The organism is Streptomyces pactum, assembly GCF_002005225.1.
GTDB classification, from domain to species: domain Bacteria; phylum Actinomycetota; class Actinomycetes; order Streptomycetales; family Streptomycetaceae; genus Streptomyces; species Streptomyces pactum_A.
Genome location: NZ_CP019724.1, coordinates 4,095,717 through 4,118,069, shown reverse-complemented (window position 1 = coordinate 4,118,069; position 22,353 = coordinate 4,095,717). Strand labels below are relative to the sequence as shown.

The window sequence follows — 22,353 nt, the reverse complement described above, 5'->3', positions numbered from 1 at the left end:
TCCACGTGTACGAGCACGCCACCTTACGCGCTCGGTTCCCTTCCCTGCCCGTATACGGGCAGGGCCCTACTCGGTGTACTCGTCCGCCACGGACAGTGCCGTGTCCAGGGCCGCCAAGCCCTCCTTCAGTTCGGCCTCGGAGACGTTGCACGGCGGCACCACGTGGGTGCGGTTCATGTTCACGAACGGCCACACGCCGTGACTCTTGGCGGAGGCGGCGAAGGCGTTCATCGGGGTGGCCGCCTGTCCGGTCGCGTTGTACGGCACCAGCGGCTCCCGGGTCTCCCGGTTCTTCACCAGCTCCAGTGCCCAGAACACGCCGGTGCCGCGCACGTCGCCCACGCTCGGGTGGCGCTCGGCCAGCTCCCGCAGCGCCGGCTCGACGACCTCGGCACCGAGCCGGGCGGCGTGCTCGACGATGCCCTCCTCCTCCATCACGTTGATCGTGGCGACGGCGGCGGCGCAGGCCAGCGGGTGCCCGGAGTAGGTCAGCCCACCGGGGTAGGGGCGCTCGGCGAACGTCTCGGCGATCCTCCCGGAGATCGCGACGCCGCCCAGCGGGACGTAGCCCGAGTTCACGCCCTTGGCGAAGGTCATCAGGTCGGGCACCACGTCGTACAGGTCGGCCGCGAACCACGTGCCGGTCCGCCCGAACCCGGCCATGACCTCGTCCAGGACGAACACGATCCCGTACTTGTCGCAGATCTCGCGGACCCCGGCCAGGTAACCGGCCGGGGGCATCATGATCCCCGCCGTGCCCGGGATCGTCTCCAGGATGATCGCGGCGACGGTTCCCGGGCCCTCGAAGGCGATCGTCGTCTCCAGGTGCTCCAGCGCCCGGGCGCACTCCTGCTCCTCGGTCTCGGCGTAGAAGCGCGAGCGGTACAGGAAGGGCGCCCAGAAGTGCACGGCGCCGGCGGTGCCGCTGTCCGAGGCCCAGCGGCGCGGGTCGCCGGTGAGGTTGATCGCCTGCTGGGTGCCGCCGTGGTAGGAGCGGTACGCCGACAGCACCTTCGGGCGCCCGGTGTGCAGCCGCGCCATGCGCACGGCGTGCTCCACGGCGTCCGCGCCGCCGTTGGTGAAGAAGATCTTGTCCAGGTCGCCGGGCGTCCGCTCGGCGATCAGCCGCGCCGCCTCCGAGCGCGCCTCGACGGCGAACGCGGGCGCGAAGGTCGTCAGCTTCGCCGCCTGCTCCTGGATCGCGGCGACGACCTTGGGGTGCTGGTAGCCGATGTTGGTGTAGACGAGCCCGCTGGAGAGGTCGAGGTAGCGCTTGCCTTCGTAGTCCCAGAAGTACGACCCCTCGGCGCCGGCGACGGCGAGCGGGTCGATGAGCTCCTGCGCGGACCAGGAGTGGAAGACGTGCGCACGGTCCGCGGCCTTCACGGCGGCGCCGGCCTGGGGGTTGGGCTGAGGGGTCATGCGGCCGAGGGTAGATGTCCGCGATGCGGAAACGGAATCGGCGTCCTGTCTGCGGTCGGGGGCTTTCCACGACAGGTTGTCGACGCGCCGGGCCTCACGGACCCCTGCGGGGCGCGCCCCAGCATTGACAGCATTCTGCCTACCTGACAGTCTTCTGTCATAAGGTCCCGCGCACCCGCTGGAGGAGTCATGAACGGCACCCGCAAGCCCGTCCATCTCGCCGTGTACGACACCCTGGCCGACTGGGAGACCGGTCACGCGACGGCCCACCTCGCCCGCGCCGGGTACCCGGTCCGCACCGTCGGCCCCACCACCGCCCCCGTCACGAGCATCGGCGGCCTGCGCGTCCAGCCCGACCTGGCCCTCGCCGACCTGCGCCCCGAGGACAGCTCGCTCCTGATCCTCCCGGGCGCCGACCTCTGGACCGGTACAGCAGCCGCTGCCGCGGCGGGCTCGGACGACCTCGCCCCCTTCGCCCGCACCGCCCGCGCCTTCCTGGACGCCGGCGTGCCGGTCGCCGCCATCTGCGGCGCCACCGCCGGGCTGGCCCGCGAGGGCCTGCTCGACGACCGCGCGCACACCAGTGCCGTCTCCTTCTACCTGGCGGCCACCGGCTACGCGGGCGGCGAGCGGTACGTGGACGCCGACGCGGTCACCGACGGCAATCTGATCACCGCGGGTCCCACCGAACCGGTCGCCTTCGCCCGCGAGATCCTCGGGCTGCTCGGCGCGTACCAGGGCGAGGTGCTGGATGCCTGGTACCGGCTGTTCCACGACTCCGACCCGCAGGCGTACGCCGTACTGGAGAAGGCGGGCGCCGCGTGAGCGGCCGGGACCGGCAGGACCTGCTCAGCCGCGCCGCGCTCGGTGTCTTCCGGCTCAACGGCCAGTTCCTCGCGGTCGCCGAGGAACTGGCGCGCCCCGCCGGACTCACCGCCGCCTGGTGGCAGGTGCTCGGCGCGGTGCTGCGCGAGCCGCTGCCCGTCTCCGGCGTCGCACGGGCGATGGGCATCACCCGGCAGAGCGTGCAGCGCGTCGCCGACCTGCTGGTGGAGCGCGGCCTCGCCGAGTACCGCCCCAACCCGGCCCACCGACGCGCCAAGCTCCTCGCACCGACCGAGGCGGGTCTCGCCGCCGTCTCCCGCGTCGACCCCGGGCACGCCGCGTTCGCCGGCCGGCTGGCGAAGGCGTACGGGTCGGAGGCCGAGCTGGCGGATGCGGTCGCGGCCCTCGAACGCCTGTCGGAGGTGCTGGGCGGGCTCGGCGGAGCGTCCGGCGCGGACGGCCCGGCCGTTACGGAACCGTAGAACGGGACCGGCTCACCGCACGGCCGCCCCGCACTATCCTCGGTCTGTTGCCCACGTGGGTTCACGTGCGGGGGAAGGCGGCGCGACACATGGAGAAGCTCGGAGGCGGGGGCCCGACGGAGGGCCCTCCAGGCGCTCAGCACCGGGGGAGTATCGGTGCCTACCGGCTGCTGGGGCGGCTCGGCGCGGGAGGTATGGGCCACGTCTATCTGGCCCGCTCGGACCGCGGTCGCACGGTCGCCGTCAAGGTGGTGCGCGAGGAGCTGGCGGCGCAGGAGGAGTTCCGGGAGCGGTTCCGGCAGGAGGTCGAGTCCGCGCGGCGGGTCGGCGGGTACTGGACGGCGCCCGTGCTGGACGCCGACACCGAGGCCGCCGTGCCGTGGGTCGCCACCGGGTACGTCGCCGGCCCCAGCCTCCAGCAGGTCGTCGGCCACGACCACGGCGCCCTGCCGGAGCGCTCGGTACGGACCCTGGCGGCCGGGCTCGCCCACGCGCTCCAGGACATCCACGCCGCCGGGATCGTGCACCGCGACCTCAAGCCGTCCAACGTGCTCGTCACCATCGACGGCCCCCGGGTCATCGACTTCGGCATCGCGCGGGCCCTGCAGACGGTGACCGACGGCGGTCTCACCCGCACCGGCGCGCTCGTCGGTTCGCCCGGTTTCATGGCGCCCGAGCAGGTGCGCGGCGACCGCGTCACGCCCGCGTGCGACGTCTTCTGCCTCGGTTCCGTCCTCGCCTACGCCGCCACCGGCCAACTGCCCTTCGGTACCGCCAACAGCGGCGTGCACGCCCTGATGTTCCGCATCGCGCAGGAGGAACCCGACCTGGACGGCGTGCCCGAGGGCATCGCCGACCTCGTGCGCGACTGCCTGAAGAAGGACCCCGCCGCACGTCCCGCGCTCGCCGAGGTCCTGGAGCGCACGGGCGCGCAGGACACGGTCGCCGAGGGCCGCTCCCGCGACCCCTGGCTGCCCAGCGCGCTGGTGGCCCAGCTCGGTCGGCACGCGGTACGGCTGCTGGACACGGAGACTCCGGAGGCCCCGGAGGCCCCGGAGGCCCCGGAGGCCCCGGAGGCCCCGGAGGCCCCGGAGGCCCCGGAGACGCCGGGAGTGCCGGGAGCGGCCGGAGGGGCGGGAGGGGCCGGAGGGGCGGGAGGGGCCGAGGGCGTCGCCCTGCAGCCGGACGCCCCGAAGCCGGACACCTCACAGCCGGACACCCCGAAGCCGGACAGCCCCGACGCGGATCCGAGCCAGGCCGCGTCCTCCGCGCCGCCGGAGGGTCCGCCGCCACCGCGCGCGCCGGGCGGCGGCGCCCCGCTGGACCACCTGCCCACACTGGTCGCGGGTCAGGGCCCTCCGACACCCCCGCCCGCCTACGGCCACCCTCAGCACCCCCAGCAGCCCCACCACCCTCAGCAGGGTCAGCAGCCGCCCGTCCACGGTTACGCCCCGGCCGCCTACAGCGTGCCGCCCGGCTACCACCCGTACGGCGGCGGCCTGGGCCCGACCCCGCCCTACGGGCCCCCGCCGTCGTACGGCCCGCCGCACGAACCGCCCCGGAGAGACCGCTCCACCGCGCTGCTGATCGTGGTCGCGCTGATCGTGGCGCTGGGCGCCGGAGGCTCGGTCTACGCCCTGATGAGCGGGGACGACGGCAGCGACCGGGCCGGCGACGACCCCACGAACACGGCGACGGCCGGCGCGTCCCGGAACCCGGGCCCCGGTGCGGACGGCTCGACGCCGACGACCGGCGTCGAGCAGCCGACCACCTCTCCGACGGTGCAGGACGGCACGATCCCGACGGCGTACCTGGGCACGTGGGCCACGACCATCGACAACGCCTCCGGCGTCCACACCAGGGAGCTGACCATCCAGCAGGGCGAGGTGGGCGACACGGTCCTGTCCCTCGTCGCCGACGGCCCCGCCGGCAACGGCACCTACCACTGCGTCTTCGAGGCCGACCTCTCCAACGCCCCGGACTCCGACGGCCCCCTGAGCCTCGGACCCTCCACGGTCACGGTGGGCCCGTCCAGCACCTGCACCCCGGGCGAACCGACCCAGGTCACCGTGCTGCCGAACGGCGCCCTGGAACGCACCAACACGAGCACCGGCGAGACGCTGACGTACCGACGCCAGTAGCCGTAACCGCCGCCGCCGCAGCCGCAGCCTCAGTAGCCGCTGCTGCTGCTGCCGCTGTTGCCGCTGTGGGTGGTCGAGCGGGTGTTGGGCGGGCGCCCCGTTCGGGGCTGGCATTCCGCGGCGTCGGCCTGCGCCCGTGCCACCGGCAGCCGTCCCCGCCCGCACCCACGCCGGTCACCGGCAAAACGCCGGACCGGTCACCGTGGCTCCGGCGGCCGCTGGCGAGGCATGTTGGGCCGGGCACCGTTCGCCGACGCCGAGAACCGCCCCGCGACTCCCACCGCCCCCGCTTCCGACCGCACGCCGCCCCCGAACACCGACTGCAACCCCAAGGGCGCCGACCCGGTCCGGAAATCCACCATCCAGTCCGCCGTCTCCGCCCGCACCAGCTCCGTCACGTCCTCCGAGAACCGCCGCAGCACCAGCAGGCACCGCTCGGCCGCCTCGCTCGCCGTGCCGTCCGCCGGCCCCAGCACCTCGCGCACGCTCTCCGACGCCCAGTCGAACTGGAGCACCTGCAGCCGCCGCTGCACCGCCTGCGCCGTGGCGAGGTCCCGCATCCACCCGGCCGTGACCCCGAAGTACCGGTCCCCGGCCACACACGCCACCCCGAACAGCAGCGCCAGATATCCCCAGGGCGCGGCCCCGCCCACCATTCCCGACATGTCGAGCAGCGGCAGCGCCGCCCCGGCGACCGCCCCCGCCGCGGCCCCGCCCCGCAGCGTCACGGCGCCCCGCCGCTTCCGCACCCGGTCCGCCAGGTACCAGGCCGCCGTGTCCAGCGCGCCCCGCTCCACCCACCGGTACAACTCGTCCAGCCGCTCCGCGGGCAGCGCCCAGTCCCCGAGCGGAAACGCCCGGCCCGTGAGGTCACCCGGACGCGGCCCGGCCGCGTCCTCACCGCCCCGCCCGTCGTGCGGCGGCCTCTCGGGCTGCATCTCCGGCTGACCCACCCGGCACTCCCTACTGCTCACCGTCCATGAAGACCTGAAGACCTGAAGACCTCATGCGCCACCACCTTCCTACCGCCCAATGGGTGGCGGAACCTCGGGTTCCGCCACTTTTCCGCCCGGAAGAGGGCGTTGATCAGGTATAGGGCCCCCTCGATATCACTCGAAAGAGTGCTGGAGCGGGGGCCGCGCGGACCACGTAGGCTCGTGCCGAACGGCAAAACCCGCGGCGACCCCGCGGTGACAGCGGAGACAGGAGCTGAACGTGATCCCCGGTGGTGGCCAGCCCAACATGCAGCAGTTGCTTCAGCAGGCCCAGAAGATGCAGCAGGACCTCGCCCAGGCCCAGGAGGAACTGGCGAGGACCGAGGTCGACGGGCAGGCGGGCGGGGGCCTGGTGAAGGCCACCGTCACCGGCTCCGGTGAGCTGCGCGGCCTCGTGATCGACCCGAAGGCGGTGGACCCGGAGGACACCGAGACCCTGGCCGACCTGGTCGTCGCCGCGGTCCAGGCGGCCAACGAGAACGCGCAGGCCCTCCAGCAGCAGAAGCTGGGCCCGCTCGCCCAGGGCATGGGCGGCGGTGGCACCGGCATCCCCGGCCTGCCTTTCTGAGTTCGCCTTTCTCAGACCGGCCGAAGCCCTCTACCGTACGTAGTGCAGGAACCTCAGGAAGGACGGCAGTCCGTTGTACGAAGGCGTGGTCCAGGACCTCATCGACGAACTCGGGCGGCTGCCCGGCGTCGGTCCCAAGAGCGCGCAGCGGATCGCCTTCCACATCCTCCAGGCGGAACCGACCGACGTACGGCGGCTCGCCCAGGCCCTCATGGAAGTGAAGGCCAAGGTCCGCTTCTGCGCGACCTGCGGAAACGTCGCGCAGGAGGAGCAGTGCAACATCTGCCGCGACCCGCGCCGCGACCCGGCGGTGATCTGCGTGGTGGAGGAACCGAAGGACGTCGTGGCCATCGAGCGCACCCGCGAGTTCCGCGGGCAGTACCACGTGCTCGGCGGCGCGATCAGCCCGATCGACGGAGTCGGCCCCGACGACCTCCGCATCCGTGAACTGCTCGCCCGCCTCGCGGACGGCACCGTCACGGAACTGATCCTGGCCACGGACCCGAATCTTGAGGGCGAGGCCACGGCCACGTACCTCGCCCGCATGATCAAGCCCATGGGCCTCAAGGTCACCCGCCTGGCCAGCGGCCTCCCGGTGGGCGGCGACCTGGAATACGCGGACGAGGTGACCCTCGGCCGCGCCTTCGAGGGGAGACGACTCCTAGATGTCTGACGCCACGCTGCACGCGACGAACCAGAACCCCGACGACTTCGCCGTCCAGATCGCCGACCAGATCGAGAGCTTCCTGGTCGCCGTCACCGAGGTCGCCAAGGGCGACGAACCGGACTCGGCGGTGCCCTTCCTCCTCCTGGAGGTCTCCCAGCTCATGCTGGCCGGCGGCCGCCTGGGCGCCCACGAGGACATCGTCCCCGACGAGCGCTACGAGCCCGACCCGGGCCCGGAACTCGACGTGGACGACCTGCGCGAGAACCTCGCCCGCATCCTCGACCCGATCGACGTCTACTCCGAGGTCTTCGACCCCTACGAGCCGCGCAAGGCCCCGGTCCCGGCCCGTATCTCCGACGACCTCACCGACGTCATCACCGACCTGCGCCACGGCATGGTCCACTACAAGGCGGGCCGCACCACGGAGGCCCTGTGGTGGTGGCAGTTCTCCTACTTCTCCAACTGGGGCTCCACCGCCTCCGCGACGCTGCGGGCGTTGCAGTCGGTCGTCGCCCACGTCCGCCTGAACCAGCCCCTGGAGGAGCTGGACGGCCTGGACACCGACCAAGGCCTCGGCGACGACGCCCTGGAGACGGAGGCGGGCCGCGTCATGGTGCAGGAGATCGCGGGTCCGCTGGGCCTGCGGCCCGTCACCTGACGCGCTGCGTCCCTGCGGGCTGGGGAAGGGGCCTCTGCTGAAAAGCGTGAGCAGATGGCAAGGGAGTGTCATCGGGGCGCTCAGATGAGTGCTGCGAGGACAGTGGGGGGTGAATTGTTCACGCCTCCACGGAGCGGTCAGGCGGCGCCGCGTCCCAGCGCGGCACGCAGTCTCGCTCCGCTTACGTACGGCGCTGTCGCCGTCGGCCCGCTGTACCACCGCAGCGGCCAGGTGTTCCCCTCCAGCGCCGGAATGCCGACGTAGGTGACGGTCCGTGCCCCAAGCCACCGGTGGCTGTCGCCTTCACCGTCTATGAGGCGGCTCTGCGCCTATACAGAGAGCCAGTTCGTCAGTGTGCAGTCGGCCCGGTTCATCGAAGAGATGGCGGATCCCCATGACTGACCAGCCGACGTGGTTCAAGTCCAGTTACAGCGACGACGAAGGAGCCGCCTGCGTCGAGGTCGCCCTCACCCCCACCATCCACATCCGCGACTCCAAGACGGCGCCCACCGGTTCCGAACTCCGCGTCTCCGCCCCGGCCTGGTCGGCATTCATCGCCGCAGTTCAGCCCGGAGCTTGAGCCTCGGGATTCGAGCCCTTCCTCTGGTTTTCTGGTCTGGTTGAAATACCCAACCAACCAAGGCTGCACGTGAGTTGAGGCGTCGTACCTCGTACGGGTGACGTTCCGTGATCAGCTTGCGCCGCTGTGTAAAGCCGCTCTAGGTTCGCGGCAAACGACCAGCAAATGAGTCGGCCCCGGCGGTGCGCCAACACCAATCCGGGGCCTGACCTACGGAACGAAAGACAGGTTCGCCCGTGGCTTACGCCAACCCTAATCCCGCCCTGCCGTCCCCGTCCCACCCCATGGCCAATCCGGGCTACGGAAAACGCCCCGCAGGTGACGAAGACCCGCACGCGGACCCGGACTTCGCACACCTGAGCCCACGTGAGGCAGAGGTCGCCGTCTTCATCGACCACCTCGACGACGGCCACGCGATGGGCTGCAAGGTGCTCGCGGCGCAGCACCCCCGCTACGGCCAGCAGGCGATGCGTACGTCTCTCAATCGCCTCGCCGCGGCCGGCCACCTGCGCTGGGTCAGGGAACACATCACCGTCGAGGACAACACCATGCGGTGGGTCACGCGGACCTACTGGTCGCGTACGCGCAGGTCGGAAGCCTGGTGGAAGGAGTTCGCGCGGGAGCGGAACGGCCGGATCGTGCCCGCCGACCACCGACCCGGACTCGCCCGCACCGACGAGCCCGAGCTGCCCGAGCCGGAGGCCGACGCGCAACCCGGTTCCGGTTCCGGCTCCGGCTCCGGCTCCGGGTCCGGCTCCGGCTCCGGTTCCGAGGCCGGGACGTCGTACCTCACCCTCGCCGGAATCCGCGACGCGGACCCCCGCATGTCCCTGTCCGAATCCGACTGCCGGTCCCTCGCGTCGCTGGCGGGGGAGTGGCTGTCGCGCGGTGCGACACCCCAGGACATCACCCGCGCGGTGACCGAAAGCCTTCCCGCATCCGTGAACAACCCGGGCGGTCTCGCCCGCAACCGACTGGAGAACAAGATGCCCCCCAAGAAGGCGAAGATCCGCCAGAAGGCCGCGCCGCGCCGGGCCCGCGTGACCCGTGCGGTCATCTGCTGCATGTCCTGCGACGCGGACGAGCTGACGACGACGATCGAGGGCGGTATGTGCCCGGACTGCCGCGCCGAGTACGAAGCGGCCGTGGCCGCAGAGGAGGCCGGGGAACTGGACGCCGGGTACGTGCCGGACACGTTCCTGGCCGACCCCGACGCCCACGCCGTGTACGAGTGGGTGGACGTCCCCCGCCGCGCGGCGGAGGTGCGCGCGGCGGGCGGCCTGCGGCCGAGGACGGAGCGGGCGCTGTGAGCGTGCAGGAGGCGCCGGTCGGGGCGCCGTGGTGTCGAGGAGGCGACGCCATGAGCCCTGGGGACGAGCACCGGACCGATATGTCCGGTCTATCTCCTCATCGACCGGACAACCGCTCCGTCGTCGTGTTCGGCCAACCGGAGAACGGCCGCTACCGGCTTGCGGAGAAGCGGCCTTTCGGCGCGCCTGTGAAGCTCGGCCCGGGGCGGCGAGCCCCGGGCCGGGCCGGTCAGGACACCGACGTGATGTTCTTCCCGGCCGGAAACAGGGTGGAGACCTCGCGGGCGGCGAAGGGAGCATGCCAGTCGCCGGTGCCCGCGTAGAAGTACCTCGTGCCGTTCGCGTAGGCGAACAGGTCGGTCCGCCCGTCCTGGTTGGCGTCGCCGATACCGACGGTTTCCCGGTAGGCACCCCAGCCGCCGCCGACGCGGGTGCGGGTGGCGAAGGTGCCGTCGCCCATGCCTCGGTAGAGCCACAGGACGCCGGCCTTGTCACGGGCGACCAGGTGGCCGCTCGTGGCGCCGCCGATCGCGGTGAGCTGGTCGTAGATCCCCCAGCCGCCGCCGACCCGGGTACGGCTCGCGAAGGGGGCACGCCAGTTGCCGGTGCCCCGGTAGAGCCACAGGACGCCGCTCTTGTCGGTGGCCAGGAGGTCGGCCTTGCCGTCCGCGGTGATGTCGCTGCCCGCGGCGATCTTGTCGTAGACGTTCCAGCCGCCGCCGATCCGGCTGCGGCCGGCGAAGGTGCCGTCGCCCTTGCCGAGGTAGAGCCAGAGCACGCCGCTCTCGTCGCGGGCGACCAGGTCGCCGGTCCGGGCGCCGCCGAGGTTGGCGGCTGCTTCGATCCGGTCGTAGACGTTCCAGCCGCCGCCGACGAGGACGCTGCCGGTACCCGTACGGTTCAGTCCGCCTTCGCTGGAGAAGTGCGAGTCCTCGCGCCACAGGTGACCGGAGGAGTCGCGCGCCAGGAGATCCGGGCTGCCGTTGTCGTTGAAGTCGTGCGGGGTGGCCCGCGAGCGGACCACCTCGAAGGTGCCGGTCCGGGTCAGTACCGGGCCGATGCCGTTGAGCGGCCGGGCCGAGACCTCCCACGTGTAGTCGCCGTTGTAGGCGCTCAGGGAACCTCGGTCGAGGTCGCCCGTCCAGGCGATGGAGAACCTCCATGACCGCCGGGGCCCCAGGGTGAACTCGGCGGTCTTTCCGGTGCGGTCGTGCCGCAGGGTCACCTTCATCTCGGCGTTCCCCCGCGACAGGTTCCAGACCATGGACGCGGCAGTGCCGTAGCTGAGGTCGATCACCGGGAGGATGTTGTACCGGCTGAGGGTGAGCTCGGTCGGCTCGCCGGTGCTCGCGACGAGGGTCGCGGTCGGGGCGGCGCCGTCCGGGCCGGGGGCGACGCGGTAGATCCCCTCGCCCTGTGCGACCGTGCCGCCGCGGACGTAGAGAGCGCCGGAAGGAGACGCGTAGGCCGAGATGACGTGGTCTAGGAGCTTGGCGGTCGCTCCGTCCTTGAGGTTGTAGGCGGTGAGGGCGTGCAGCGGATCCACCGTGTCGGCGGTGAGGCCGCCCTTCTTGCCGTAGGTCAGGTAGTCACCCTGGAGGCCGATCTCGTAGTCCGAGGGTGAGGCGTCACCCACCGGGACTCGTCGGGTCTCGCCGGTACCGCGGGCGCGGACCACCACACTGGTCCGTCCACCGTCGCGCTCGACCCAGGCGACATGGGTCGGGGAGAGAGCGACGTCGCCGTTCTCGGCGGTCGCGTCCCAGAGGTCGGGCTCCGTCACGGTTCCGGTGGTGACGTCCATCAGGCCCAGATGCCGGTCCGAGGCGCCGGTCGTATACCTGACCAGAGCGTCCGTTGACGAGCTGTTCGTGACGCCGTAGTTGCGCGCGCCGTCCGGGAGACCGGCCACCGCTACCGTCGCGCCGTCCGCGGTGTGCATCCACAGTTCGGAACCGGCCGGTACGTCCCTGTTCGTGGTGAAGACGGCCTCGCCCACGGCGCCCGCGTAGTCGACATCGTCGGCCGGTCGGGGGACGGTGAACACGGACCGGTCGGTGGCCAGGTCCCGCACTTCGATCTCGTCGGCGCCGAGCAGTGCGACCAGGTCTCCCCGCCCGGTGGACAGTACGGGGTCGTGACCCAGCTTGATCAGAGCCCCGTCCGAGGCCCGCACCCAGGATTTGTTGCTCAGAGACCCGTCCCTGACCAGGTAGCCGGACGCGGTGACGCCGACGAGCTCCTGATCGGCCGGAAACGGAACAACGGGCTCGGACGCCACCTGGAGTGTCGTCGTGGAGTCCGGCGCCGGAGACGCGGCCTTCGCGGGTCCGGTCGCGCAGATCAGACCGGCGGTGACGGTGAGAACAGCGGTGACGGCGGCCGCGAGCCGTCGTCTGGACGGACGTACGTGAGACAAGGTGGTGATCCCTCCCCGGAGCGCGGCGCACCGGCGCGCCGCAGCCCTCAGACTCACCACCCGCCCCAAGGGTTGTGCTCCCCGCGCGTGCGGGCTTTACGGAACGAAAAGACACTTGTGAACGTGTGACACACCGCACTTTTCCGAGTGACCCGCGCCCTCCTGGGCATGAGCCAGCCTGAGCGAGTACCCGGGTCTCACCATGCGATACCGCAGGGGGGAAAACCGGACGCTCGGTAAAATGAGCCGACCGCAGTACATATACGTACGTGCGGAAAGAGACGGATTGAGCGAGGAGCGCACGTGGGCCTTGTCGTGCAGAAGTACGGAGGCTCCTCCGTAGCCGATGCCGAAGGCATCAAGCGCGTCGCCAAGCGGATCGTGGAAGCGAAGAAGAACGGCAACCAGGTGGTCGCCGTCGTTTCCGCGATGGGCGACACGACGGACGAGCTGATCGATCTCGCCGAGCAGGTGTCCCCGATCCCTGCCGGACGGGAACTCGACATGCTGCTGACCGCCGGAGAGCGCATCTCCATGGCGCTGCTGGCCATGGCGATCAAAAACCTGGGCCACGAGGCGCAGTCGTTCACCGGCAGCCAGGCCGGAGTCATCACCGACTCGGTCCACAACAAGGCCCGGATCATCGACGTGACGCCGGGTCGCATCAAGACCTCGGTGGACGAGGGCAACGTCGCCATCGTGGCCGGCTTCCAGGGCGTCAGCCAGGACAGCAAGGACATCACCACACTGGGGCGCGGCGGGTCCGACACCACGGCCGTCGCCCTCGCCGCCGCGCTCGACGCGGACGTCTGCGAGATCTACACCGACGTCGACGGCGTGTTCACCGCCGACCCGCGCGTGGTGAAGAAGGCGAAGAAGATCGACTGGATCTCCTTCGAGGACATGCTGGAGCTCGCGGCCTCCGGTTCCAAGGTGCTCCTCCACCGCTGTGTGGAGTACGCCCGCCGGTACAACATCCCGATCCACGTCCGGTCCAGCTTCAGCGGACTGCAGGGCACGTGGGTCAGCAGCGAGCCGATCAAGCAAGGGGAAAAGCACGTGGAGCAGGCCATGATCTCCGGTGTCGCGCACGACACCTCCGAGGCCAAGGTCACGGTCGTCGGTGTGCCGGACAAGCCGGGCGAGGCGGCGGCGATCTTCCGCGCGATCGCCGACGCCCAGGTCAACATCGACATGGTCGTGCAGAACGTGTCCGCCGCCTCCACCGGCCTGACGGACATCTCCTTCACCCTGCCGAAGACCGAGGGCCGCAAGGCCATCGACGCGCTGGAGAAGAACCGCGCGGGCATCGGCTTCGACTCGCTGCGCTACGACGACCAGATCGGCAAGATCTCGCTGGTCGGCGCGGGGATGAAGAGCAACCCGGGCGTCACCGCCGACTTCTTCACCGCGCTGTCCGACGCCGGGGTGAACATCGAGCTCATCTCGACCTCCGAGATCCGCATCTCGGTCGTCACCCGCAAGGACGACGTGAACGAGGCCGTCCGCGCCGTGCACACCGCCTTCGGGCTGGACTCCGACAGTGACGAGGCCGTGGTCTACGGAGGCACCGGGCGCTGATGTCCGACATCAAAGGCGCCGGGCGCACCGGACGGCCGACCCTGGCCGTCGTGGGAGCGACCGGCGTCGTCGGCTCGGTCATGCTCCAGATCCTGTCCCAGCACGCGGACGTCTGGGGCGACATCCGCCTGATCGCCTCGCCGCGCTCGGCCGGCCGCAAGCTGGCCGTGCGGGGTGAGGAGGTCGAGGTGGTGGCGCTCACCGAGGAGGCCTTCGACGGGGTCGACGTCGCCATGTTCGACGTACCCGACGAGGTCGCCGCGCAGTGGGCGCCGGTCGCCGCCGCCAAGGGCGTGGTGGTGGTCGACAACTCCGGCGCGTTCCGGATGGACCCGGACGTGCCGCTCGTGGTGCCCGAGGTCAATCCGCACACGGTGCGGATGCGGCCGCGCGGCATCGTCGCCAACCCGAACTGCACGACGCTGTCCATGATCGTGGCGCTGGGCGCGCTGCACGCCGAGTTCGGGCTGCGCGAGCTGGTCGTCTCCTCGTACCAGGCGGTGAGCGGTGCCGGGCGGGACGGCGTGGAGACGCTGCGCCGGCAGCTCTCCCTGGTGGCCGGCACCGAGCTGGGGACCAGCCCCGGTGACGTGCGGCGGGCCGTCGGCGACGACACCGGTCCGTTCTCGGAGCCGGTCGCGCTGAACGTCGTACCGTGGGCCGGGTCGCCGCGCGAGGACGGCTGGTCGTCGGAGGAGATGAAGGTGCGGGACGAGTCCCGCAAGATCCTCGGGCTGGCGCATCTCCCCGTCGCCGTGACGTGCGTACGGGTGCCGGTGGTCACGACGCACTCGCTGACCGTGCACGCCCGCTTCGAGGGCGAGGTCACCGTCGAGGGGGCCCGGGAGATCCTGGCCACCGCGCCGGGCGTCGTCCTCTTCGACAACCCGGCCGCGGGGGAGTTCCCGACCCCCGCCGACGTGGTCGGCACCGACCCGACCTGGGTCGGCCGGGTGCGGCGGGCCCTGGACGATCCGACGGCGCTCGAACTCTTCGTCTGCGGGGACAACCTGCGCAAGGGGGCCGCGCTGAACACCGCGCAGATCGCGGAGCTGGTGGCGGCCGAGTTCGGCTGAACAGGGATCAGTTCGGCGTGATCCCTGGCCGCTGTGGGCTTCGTTCGTAGGATCCATGGGCGAGATGTGATCCGGAAGTTGGTCCGGGCTACTTGTACCCGGCACCTGTGGCATCAGAGGATTTCCTCCCCGCCCTCCGCAACCGCGTGAAGGGCGGGGGCGTCTTTGCGGTCACCCATTCAGGGCGCGGGGACGCGCGAGTCGGCGTGGGGACGCCGAGGACGGGCGTGGGGACGCTCGTGCACATGGGACATAGGGGAAGAGCGGGACGATGAGGGCCTATGACGCACCGTCAGCCGGGTGGCTGCCCGACAGACCCGGGAACCTGACGCCCGGCACGTACAACCCTCACGGGGGTGAGCGTGTCCAACTGGCGTGGCAGAGGTACTCGAATTCACCGCAGGAACGCGGGGCGCGGCGCTGCGCCCGCCCGGCCGGTCCGTCCGTCCCCGTGTGGCCGGTCCGGCCGGTGGCATGCCGGTGATCGCGCCCATGCCCGCAGCGCGGCCGGCCCGCATTTCGAACCAGCGCGACGGCGCGGAGGACGCGGTGGCGGCGGGTACCACCGTCGACCACCTCACCGAGACGTACCGGGCGCACTACCGCTCGCTGCTCGGCCTCGCCGCCCTCCTGCTCGACGACACCGCCTCCTGCGAGGACGTCGTCCAGGAGGCCTTCATCCGCGTCCACTCGGCGCGCAAACGCGTGCGTGACCCGGAGAAGACCCTGGCGTACCTGCGCCAGACCGTCGTCAACCTGTCGCGCTCGGCGCTGCGCCGCCGCATCCTCGGCCTCAAGCTGCTCTCCAAGCCCATGCCGGACATGGCGAGCGCGGAGGAGGGCGCCTACGACCAGTTGGAGCGCGACTCGCTGATCAAGGCGATGAAGGGACTGCAGCGCCGCCAGCGCGAGGTCCTGGTCCTGCGCTACTTCGCCGACATGACCGAGGCGCAGGTCGCCGCGACGCTCGGCATATCCCTGGGCTCGGTCAAGGCGTACGGATCGCGCGGCATCGCGGCGCTCAGGGTGGCCATGGAGACACCGGCATGAGCGACGGCGACGACGCGCGGCGCGACGCCCGCGACGAGCGCGCACCCCGGGAGGGGCACGCGCCGACCGAGCCGACCGGAACCGCCGGGCTGATCGGGCAAGAGCAGCCGAAGCACACGCACGCTGGGAACGGAACTGTGAACCACGGCCCCGCCGAACAGGGCCCCGACGTCCGGGGTCCCGAGGCCCAGGGACCCGACGCCCAGGGCTCCGCCGAACAGGGGTCCCACGCCCAAGGCCCGGACGGCCAGGGCTCCGAGGCCCATGGTCCCGACGCTCACGGGACGGGCACCCGAGGGACCGATGGGCTCGGCTCCGAGGAGCTGGCCCTGCGCAGGATGCTGCACCAGGCCGTCCAGGACGTGGAGCCGAGCGACGGCACCCTGGACCACCTGCGCCGCGCGGTGCCCGCCCGGCGGGCCCGCAAGCGTCAGGCCGTGGTCGGCGTGGCGGCCGCCGCCCTCTTCATCGGCACGGCGGTTCCGGCCCTCGTGCACGTCTCGGGCGCCACCGGCCCGGGGGCCGACCCGTCCGTCGCGGGTCACGCCTCGCAGGCCCAGGGCGGTGCCTCCCAGGGCAAGGACCCGGCCGGCGGCCAGAGCGGCATCGCCGGCTCCGCGGGCACGGCCGAGGGCAAGGACAAGGCCGATCCCGAGAAGACGCCGGACAAGGGCAGGGAGAGCGGCGCCGCGACGGGCACGGCGCCCGGCACCGACCCGTCCGCCAGTGCCGCCGTCGACGTCCCCGCGTGTACGGCGAAGCAGCTCGGCCCGGCCGTGGCGAGCAGTGCCGCACCCGACTCCACGGGCGTGGTCTACGGCTCCTTCCGCGTCACCAACGTCTCCCCGGACGGCTGCACCGTCACCGGCCCCGGCAACGTGGTCGCCACCCCGCAGGGCGCGGCGGACGCCACGAAGATCGGCACGGCACGGCACGCGGCCGGGGACGCCGCGGCCGGGCTGCCCGACCCGTCCCTGGAGACCACCACGCTGACCCTGGTGCCGAGCTCCGCGTACGAGGTGCGATTCGCCTGGGTGCCCTCGGAGACCTGCCCCACCACGGGCGGCACCACGGAGGGCGGCACCGGCGGTCCCTCGCCCGCCCCCTCGCCCACCGAGCCCGCGACGCCCGCCGCGGGCGGCGCCTCCACCGGCGGCGGGGGCGGCGGCGACACCGCCCCCACGACCCAGCTCGTCACCGAGGACGGCCCGGCCGACGGGAGCGTGGCGGTGACGTACACCCCGGAGGGCGGCGTCGGTTCGGCGACGGCCACGGTGTCCGACGCGTGCGCGGGGACGGTGTACTGGACGGGAGTGCTGGCGGGGACGGGGATGTAACCCTCGGCGGCGGGGCGGTCTCGGGCCTTGCCGCGCGTCCGGAGTCGGACGGCGGGCGCCTCGGGCTTTGCCGCGCGTCCGGAGTCGGACGGCGGGCGCGCGCCCCGGGCCCCGCCGCGCGTGCGGGGTCAGACGCCTGACGGCGCGCGCTGCGGCTCCGGCTCCGGCTCGTCCTCCGTGACCAGGCCCAGTTCCGCGTCCCGGGCGAGCTCGACCTCGCGGCGCAGCAGCCGGAACCACATGAAGACCACGAAGCCCACGAACGCGAACCACTCGGCGGTGTATCCGAGGTTCTGGAACGCCTTGAGGTCCAGTCCCGTGTTCTGCGGCGCGCTCACCGGCACGGCGCGCATCCCGGAGTCGCCCTCGTTGAGCGTGACCCACGCGTCGTACACGTCGTACGGCACCAGGTTGAGCAGGGTCGCCGCGCTGATCGCGCCGGTCTGTCCGGCCGGCCATCCGGTGCGGCCGCTGACGCCGTTGGCGCCGACCGACTCGGCCGCCTGGAGCGCTCCGGTGACGGTGACCTCGCCCGTGGGCGGGGCCGGGACCTTCGCCGGGTCGGGCTCGCCGGGCAGCCAGCCGCGTACGACGGGCAGCGCCTTGTCCGCGTCGGTGCGCAGCAGGGTGAGGACGTAGTAGCCCTCCCGGCCGTCCAGCTTCCGCTCCGGGACGAGGAGCTGATCGTCGTACCGGCCGCTCACGGTGGTCTGGTCGCCGACCGTCGCCTTGTCCACGGGCAGCAGCTCCGCCAGCGGGCGGGCCGCCTCCCGGCGGCCCGACTCGTCCTGCGCGGTCGCGGTCTCGTGGTCCTGCACCCGGTCCTCGAACCGGCCGAGCTGCCAGGAACCCATGAAGACGCAGAACGGGATGGCCAGGACGACGAAGACGTTGATCCCCCACCATCGGGGCGTCAGCAGAAACCGGTACACGCCCTCCACGGTACGGTGCGCGCCCCCGCCACCCGTCCGCGGGGCTGTGGAAAAGTGGCGGGCGGAGGCGGGGCGGGCGGAGTTGTCCACAGGCTGGGGATCTGATCTGCGCGTTGTCCCCGGGACGGGGCAGTATGGGGCCATGACTGAGAGCAACGGGTCCGTGTCACCGGACCAGCGGCGGGGACAGGGCAGCGCGGGGGACGGCCCGCAGGGCGCGGAGATGCCCGACTGGGAGAAGCGGTTCCGGGCACCGCGGGTGTCGCTGCCCGACTGGGCCGAGGACGCACCGGACCGCTCCCTGTTCGTGTCGAACGCGACGGGGACGTACGAGCTGTACGCCTGGGACCGGTCGACCGGCGAGCAGCGCCAGGTCACCGACCGGCCCAACGGCACGACGGACGGCGTGCTCTCGCCGGACGGCGACTGGATCTGGTGGTTCGACGACAAGGACGGCGACGAGTTCGGCGTCTGGCGCCGCCAGCCCTTCCCGGGCGGTGAGGACGAGCTCGCGGTGCCGGGCCTCGACCCCTCCTACCCGGCGGGCCTCGCCCTCGGCCGCGACGGGCGTACGGCGGTGATCGGCCGATCGACCGACGAGGACGGTACGACGATCCACGTCGCGTACGCGGGCGGGGCCCCGGCGGAGATCTACCGGCACCGCGAGTCCGCGGGCGTCGGCGACCTCTCCCACGACGGCACGCTGATCGCCATCGAGCACACCGAGCACGGCGACGCCATGCACTCGGCGCTGCGCGTCCTGCGCCCCGACGGTTCGGTGGTCGCCGAGCTCGACGACACGCAGGGCGGCGAGCAGGAGCTGGGCCTGGAGGTCCTCGGGTTCGCGCCGGTCGACGGCGACACCCGCCTGCTCATCGGCCACCAGCGCCGGGGCCGCTGGGAGCCCCTGGTGTGGGACGTGGCGACGGGCGAGCAGACCGACCTCGCCCTGGAGCTGCCCGGTGACGTCAGCGCCGAGTGGTATCCGGACGGCGGCGGCCTGCTGATCGTGCACGGCTTCGAGGCCCGCAGCGAGCTGTTCCGCTACGACTTCGCCGAGCGCGAGCTGGTGGAGATCGAGACCCCGGCCGGCACCGTCTCCGGGGCGACGGCCCGCCCGGACGGCAGTGTGGAGTACCTGTGGTCGTCGGCCGCCGAGCCGTCGGCGGTCCGCTCGACGACCGGGCGGGTCGTCCTGGACCCGCCCGGCATGAAGTCACCGGGCTCGGTCCCGGTGGAGGACGTGTGGGTGGAGGGCCCGGGCGGCCGCGTCCACGCCCTGGTCCAGAAGCCGGCCGGCACGACCGGCCCGCTCCCGACGGTCTTCGACATCCACGGCGGCCCGACCTGGCACGACAGCGACGCCTTCGCCGCCGGCCCCGCCGCCTGGGTCGACCACGGATACGCGGTGGTCCGCGTCAACTACCGCGGCTCCACCGGATACGGCCGCGCCTGGACCGACGCACTCAAGCACCGGGTCGGACTCATCGAGCTGGAGGACATCGAGGCGGTCCGCGAGTGGGCGGTCACCTCCGGCCTCGCGGACCCCGAGCGCCTGATCCTCACCGGCGGCTCCTGGGGCGGCTACCTCACCCTCCTCGGCATCGGCACCCGGCCCGAGGCGTGGACGCTGGGCATCGCCGCCGTCCCGGTCGCCGACTACGTCACCGCGTACCACGACGAGATGGAGGGCCTGAAGGCCCTCGACCGCACCCTCCTCGGCGGCACCCCCGAAGAGGTCCCCGACCGCTTCGAGGCGTCCTCACCGCTGACCTACGTCGACCAGGTCAAGGCCCCGGTCTACATCTCCGCCGGTGTCAACGACCCGCGCTGCCCGATCCGCCAGGTCGAGAACTACGTCGAACGCCTGGAGGCGAGGGGCGCCGTCCACGAGGTCTACCGCTACGACGCGGGGCACGGGTCACTGGTCGTGGACGAGCGCATCAAGCAGGTCGGACTGGAACTGGACTTCGCGGCGAGGCACTTGCCGACCGCCTCCTAGCCCTTCGGCCGACCGGGCCGGGCGGGCGCGTGACGGGGCCTTCTCGACCGGCCCAGTCGGGTGGCGGGTGGCTTGCTGCCGGGCCGGCCCGGGTGGCGGGTGGCTTGCTGCCGGGCCGGCCCGGGTGGCGGGTGGGCGCACCGGCCGGGGGCCAGCGGGCGGAGCCCTCCGGCGGGGCGGTAGGGGCGGCGTCCCCACACGTCCGCCCTACACGTCCGCCCTACACGTCCGTCCGCTGCCGCGCCCGCCGCCCCAGCAGCTCGGCCAGCCCCCGCCGTGTGGCCGCCAGCACCACCCGGTCCTCGCTCCGCAGGACATACGTGTCGGGCAGCTCCCACACCAACCTGGACCCCCGCTCGCCGCCGCCCGCGCCGTCGGCACGGGCGGCAGCCTCCCGCTCCTCGTCGGGGACCTCCAGCGCCAGCACCCGCCACGCCCCCGCCCGGAACGCCTCACCGACCGTCTTCCCCTCCAACTGCCGATGCCCGGCCACCTTCACCGCCGCGAACAGCAGCACCCGCCGCTCGACGGGGATCGCCCCGAGGATCTGGCGGCCCATCATCGCCCCGGCGAAGGCCGGCGCGGACAGGTGGGTCACACTGCGGCTCCGGGTGAGCGCGCCCGGGTGCGCGGCGCGCAGGGTGCGGTACACGGCGGTCGCGAAGTCGTCGTCGTACAGGCGCAGCACCACCCGCAGGCGGGACCGTACGGAGCGGGCGTAGAGAGCGGCCTCCAGGTTGGTGGTGTCCACGCTGGTCAGGGCGAGCAGCGAGTGCGCGCGGTGGATCTTGGCGGCCTCCAGGACTCCCTCCTGGGTGACGTCCCCGAGCACCACCGGCACCCGCAGCCGCCGTGCGGTCGCCATACCGCGCGCCTCGGGGTCGGCCTCCACGCACACCACGGGGATGTCCATCTCCCGGAGCCGGGTCAGTACCCGCGTGCCGATCTTGCCGAGACCGAGCAGGACGACGTGCCCGCCGAGCCCGCGTGGCGGCTTCCGTACCGCCGAGGCGTTGCGGAAGGTCCCGAGCGCTTCGAGTACGGCGGCCAGCAGCACCGGCAGCAGCAGTAACCCGACGAAGCCGGACAGCAGTTGGAGCACCTGCCGTCCCGCGTCCTTGTTGTGCGCCGGTTCGTTGATGGCGAACAGGTCGAGCAGGGTCACGTAGGTGGCGTGCAGCGGATGGTCGTCGGTGACCACCATCAGTGCCACGGCGAGCGCGACCACGCAGGCGCCCAGACCCGCCAGCGACCAGCGCAGCCGCCGCGAGAACAGCTCACCGAACGGCGGCACGCCGGCGCGCGTGGTGGGCAGTGGCGGACCGGCGTAGGACACCTGCTCCAGGGCGACGGTGCCGCGTCCGGTGGCCGCCTCCACCGCCGCCGCGTCGGGCAGCAGTTGCGGGCCCTGCTCGCCGCTCTCCTCCGAACCGTCCGCGCCCGCCGGGTCGTTGCTCGTCGTGGACAGCAGCGCGAGGGTGCACAGGCCGGGGTCGGCCACCTCACCGGGGCGGGGCGGCTGCCGTTCCACCGCGCGCAGCAGCAGGCCGTCCGTCTCGACGACCTTGCTGGTGCCGACGAGGGCGGTCGCGGCCAGCGCGGGCGCGGCCGTGTCCGCGTCGGACAGCACGGTGGTGGAGGTACCGGCGCCGTCGAGCCCCGACTGCCGTGCGTCGCCGGTCGCCAGCGCGGCGCTCTGGTCGAGGAGTTGCTCGATGTGCCGGCCGAGCCGCCGGTTGTACAGGCGCAGGACCAGGCGCAGCCGGGGGTTGAGCCGACGGGCGGTCAGTGCGGCGCGGATGTTGGTCTCGTCGTCGTCGTACACGAGGGCCAGTGCGGCTGCCCGGTCCACGCCGGCCTCCGCCAGGACGTCCTCGGTGGATTCGGCGGCCTCCAGTTCGCGGCTGGTGCCGCTCTGCTCGCCGTTGCCCGAGCGGTTGACGGCCGCGTTGACCATGTCCAGCAGCGCGGCCGAGGCGGCGCGGGCCCGCCCGACCATCGGCTGGCGCACCCGGCGCCCGGAGGGCGGGACGACGAGCGTGACCTGTTCGCGGTACACACCGCGCAGTTCGGCGGCCAGCCGGTGGGCCAGTCCGTCGTCGCCGCACACCACCATGTGCGCGTATGCGTCGCCCTGCGGAACCTGATTCGGAACGCTCCCCGTTTGAGTGCCCATTTGAGTGAGGACGGTACCGGCGGCAGGTGTGGTTCCCCGTGCGCGCGAAGCGACCGGAGGAGGGATGAAGGAGAGACGGAGGAGGGACGGAGGGCGGCATTAAAGACGCGTAAAGATTGCCGGAACACGGCA

The 22,353-nt window shown here is 72.4% G+C and carries 18 protein-coding genes; 13 read left to right on the top strand and 5 right to left on the bottom strand.

Annotated elements, in window-relative coordinates:
- Positions 1 to 66: 66 nt before the first annotated feature.
- Positions 67 to 1,422, bottom strand: coding sequence for an aspartate aminotransferase family protein (locus tag B1H29_RS17240; protein WP_055418722.1), 1,356 nt, complete (start codon positions 1,420 to 1,422; stop codon positions 67 to 69).
- A 189-nt stretch (positions 1,423 to 1,611) separates the two neighbouring features.
- Between B1H29_RS17240 and B1H29_RS17235 the strand changes: the two genes are divergently transcribed.
- The 3 genes from B1H29_RS17235 (at position 1,612) to B1H29_RS17225 (ending at position 4,870) form a co-directional block, all read left to right on the top strand.
- Positions 1,612 to 2,247, top strand: a complete 636-nt coding sequence (locus B1H29_RS17235; protein WP_055418721.1) for a type 1 glutamine amidotransferase family protein — start codon at positions 1,612 to 1,614, stop codon at positions 2,245 to 2,247.
- The gene (locus B1H29_RS17230) at positions 2,244 to 2,729 is read left to right on the top strand and encodes a MarR family winged helix-turn-helix transcriptional regulator (RefSeq protein WP_055418720.1); all 486 of its coding nucleotides are present in this window, start codon (positions 2,244 to 2,246) and stop codon (positions 2,727 to 2,729) included. The genes B1H29_RS17235 and B1H29_RS17230 overlap by 4 nt, the downstream gene beginning before the upstream one ends.
- A gap of 89 nt (positions 2,730 to 2,818) precedes the next feature.
- On the top strand, positions 2,819 to 4,870 hold the full coding sequence (locus B1H29_RS17225) for a serine/threonine-protein kinase (RefSeq protein ID WP_055418719.1): 2,052 nt from the start codon (positions 2,819 to 2,821) through the stop codon (positions 4,868 to 4,870).
- A gap of 197 nt (positions 4,871 to 5,067) precedes the next feature.
- Here B1H29_RS17225 and B1H29_RS17220 read toward each other — a convergent pair whose 3' ends face one another.
- A complete protein-coding gene (locus tag B1H29_RS17220; protein ID WP_055418718.1) occupies positions 5,068 to 5,823 on the bottom strand; it encodes an SLATT domain-containing protein in 756 nt (251 codons plus the stop codon).
- A 262-nt stretch (positions 5,824 to 6,085) separates the two neighbouring features.
- Between B1H29_RS17220 and B1H29_RS17215 the strand changes: the two genes are divergently transcribed.
- From B1H29_RS17215 to B1H29_RS38145, 5 genes are all read left to right on the top strand, one after another.
- Complete coding sequence (locus B1H29_RS17215; RefSeq protein ID WP_079160280.1) at positions 6,086 to 6,433, top strand: YbaB/EbfC family nucleoid-associated protein; 348 nt, start codon at positions 6,086 to 6,088, stop codon at positions 6,431 to 6,433.
- 73 nt (positions 6,434 to 6,506) lie between these two features.
- Complete coding sequence (gene recR / locus B1H29_RS17210; RefSeq protein ID WP_055418716.1) at positions 6,507 to 7,106, top strand: recombination mediator RecR; 600 nt, start codon at positions 6,507 to 6,509, stop codon at positions 7,104 to 7,106.
- Positions 7,099 to 7,758, top strand: coding sequence for a DUF5063 domain-containing protein (locus B1H29_RS17205; protein WP_055418715.1), 660 nt, complete (start codon positions 7,099 to 7,101; stop codon positions 7,756 to 7,758). The genes recR and B1H29_RS17205 overlap by 8 nt, the downstream gene beginning before the upstream one ends.
- 394 nt (positions 7,759 to 8,152) lie before the next feature.
- Positions 8,153 to 8,338, top strand: coding sequence for a DUF397 domain-containing protein (locus B1H29_RS17200; protein WP_055418714.1), 186 nt, complete (start codon positions 8,153 to 8,155; stop codon positions 8,336 to 8,338).
- 284 nt (positions 8,339 to 8,622) lie between these two features.
- Positions 8,623 to 9,648, top strand: coding sequence for a hypothetical protein (locus tag B1H29_RS38145; RefSeq protein WP_055418713.1), 1,026 nt, complete (start codon positions 8,623 to 8,625; stop codon positions 9,646 to 9,648).
- Between the two features lie 229 nt (positions 9,649 to 9,877).
- On the opposite strand, the gene B1H29_RS17185 is transcribed toward B1H29_RS38145, so the two are convergent.
- Positions 9,878 to 12,067 carry an FG-GAP repeat domain-containing protein gene (locus B1H29_RS17185; RefSeq protein ID WP_055418712.1) on the bottom strand — a complete coding sequence of 730 codons (2,190 nt, stop codon included), beginning with the start codon at positions 12,065 to 12,067 and terminating at the stop codon, positions 9,878 to 9,880.
- A gap of 303 nt (positions 12,068 to 12,370) precedes the next feature.
- On the opposite strand from B1H29_RS17185, the gene B1H29_RS17180 reads away from it, so the two are divergent.
- The 4 genes from B1H29_RS17180 to B1H29_RS17165 all read left to right on the top strand — a co-directional run bounded on the left by B1H29_RS17180 (position 12,371) and on the right by B1H29_RS17165 (position 17,111).
- Positions 12,371 to 13,648: an aspartate kinase gene (locus B1H29_RS17180; protein WP_055418711.1), complete on the top strand. Its 1,278-nt coding sequence runs from the start codon at positions 12,371 to 12,373 to the stop codon at positions 13,646 to 13,648.
- Positions 13,648 to 14,724, top strand: a complete 1,077-nt coding sequence (locus tag B1H29_RS17175; protein WP_055418710.1) for an aspartate-semialdehyde dehydrogenase — start codon at positions 13,648 to 13,650, stop codon at positions 14,722 to 14,724. Before B1H29_RS17180 ends, B1H29_RS17175 begins: the two co-directional genes overlap by 1 nt.
- 474 nt (positions 14,725 to 15,198) lie before the next feature.
- Positions 15,199 to 15,774, top strand: coding sequence for a SigE family RNA polymerase sigma factor (locus tag B1H29_RS17170; protein ID WP_055419007.1), 576 nt, complete (start codon positions 15,199 to 15,201; stop codon positions 15,772 to 15,774).
- Positions 15,771 to 17,111: a hypothetical protein gene (locus B1H29_RS17165; RefSeq protein ID WP_055418709.1), complete on the top strand. Its 1,341-nt coding sequence runs from the start codon at positions 15,771 to 15,773 to the stop codon at positions 17,109 to 17,111. Before B1H29_RS17170 ends, B1H29_RS17165 begins: the two co-directional genes overlap by 4 nt.
- A gap of 128 nt (positions 17,112 to 17,239) precedes the next feature.
- Here the strand turns inward: B1H29_RS17165 and B1H29_RS17160 are convergent, their stop codons facing one another.
- Positions 17,240 to 18,043, bottom strand: a complete 804-nt coding sequence (locus B1H29_RS17160; RefSeq protein WP_279636555.1) for an SURF1 family protein — start codon at positions 18,041 to 18,043, stop codon at positions 17,240 to 17,242.
- Between the two features lie 142 nt (positions 18,044 to 18,185).
- Between B1H29_RS17160 and B1H29_RS17155 the strand changes: the two genes are divergently transcribed.
- A complete protein-coding gene (locus B1H29_RS17155) occupies positions 18,186 to 20,045 on the top strand; it encodes a S9 family peptidase (protein WP_055418707.1) in 1,860 nt (619 codons plus the stop codon).
- Between the two features lie 220 nt (positions 20,046 to 20,265).
- Here the strand turns inward: B1H29_RS17155 and B1H29_RS17150 are convergent, their stop codons facing one another.
- Entirely contained in the window at positions 20,266 to 22,161 is a 1,896-nt protein-coding gene (locus tag B1H29_RS17150; RefSeq protein ID WP_055418706.1) for an NAD-binding protein, read from the bottom strand.
- Positions 22,162 to 22,353: the final 192 nt, after the last annotated feature.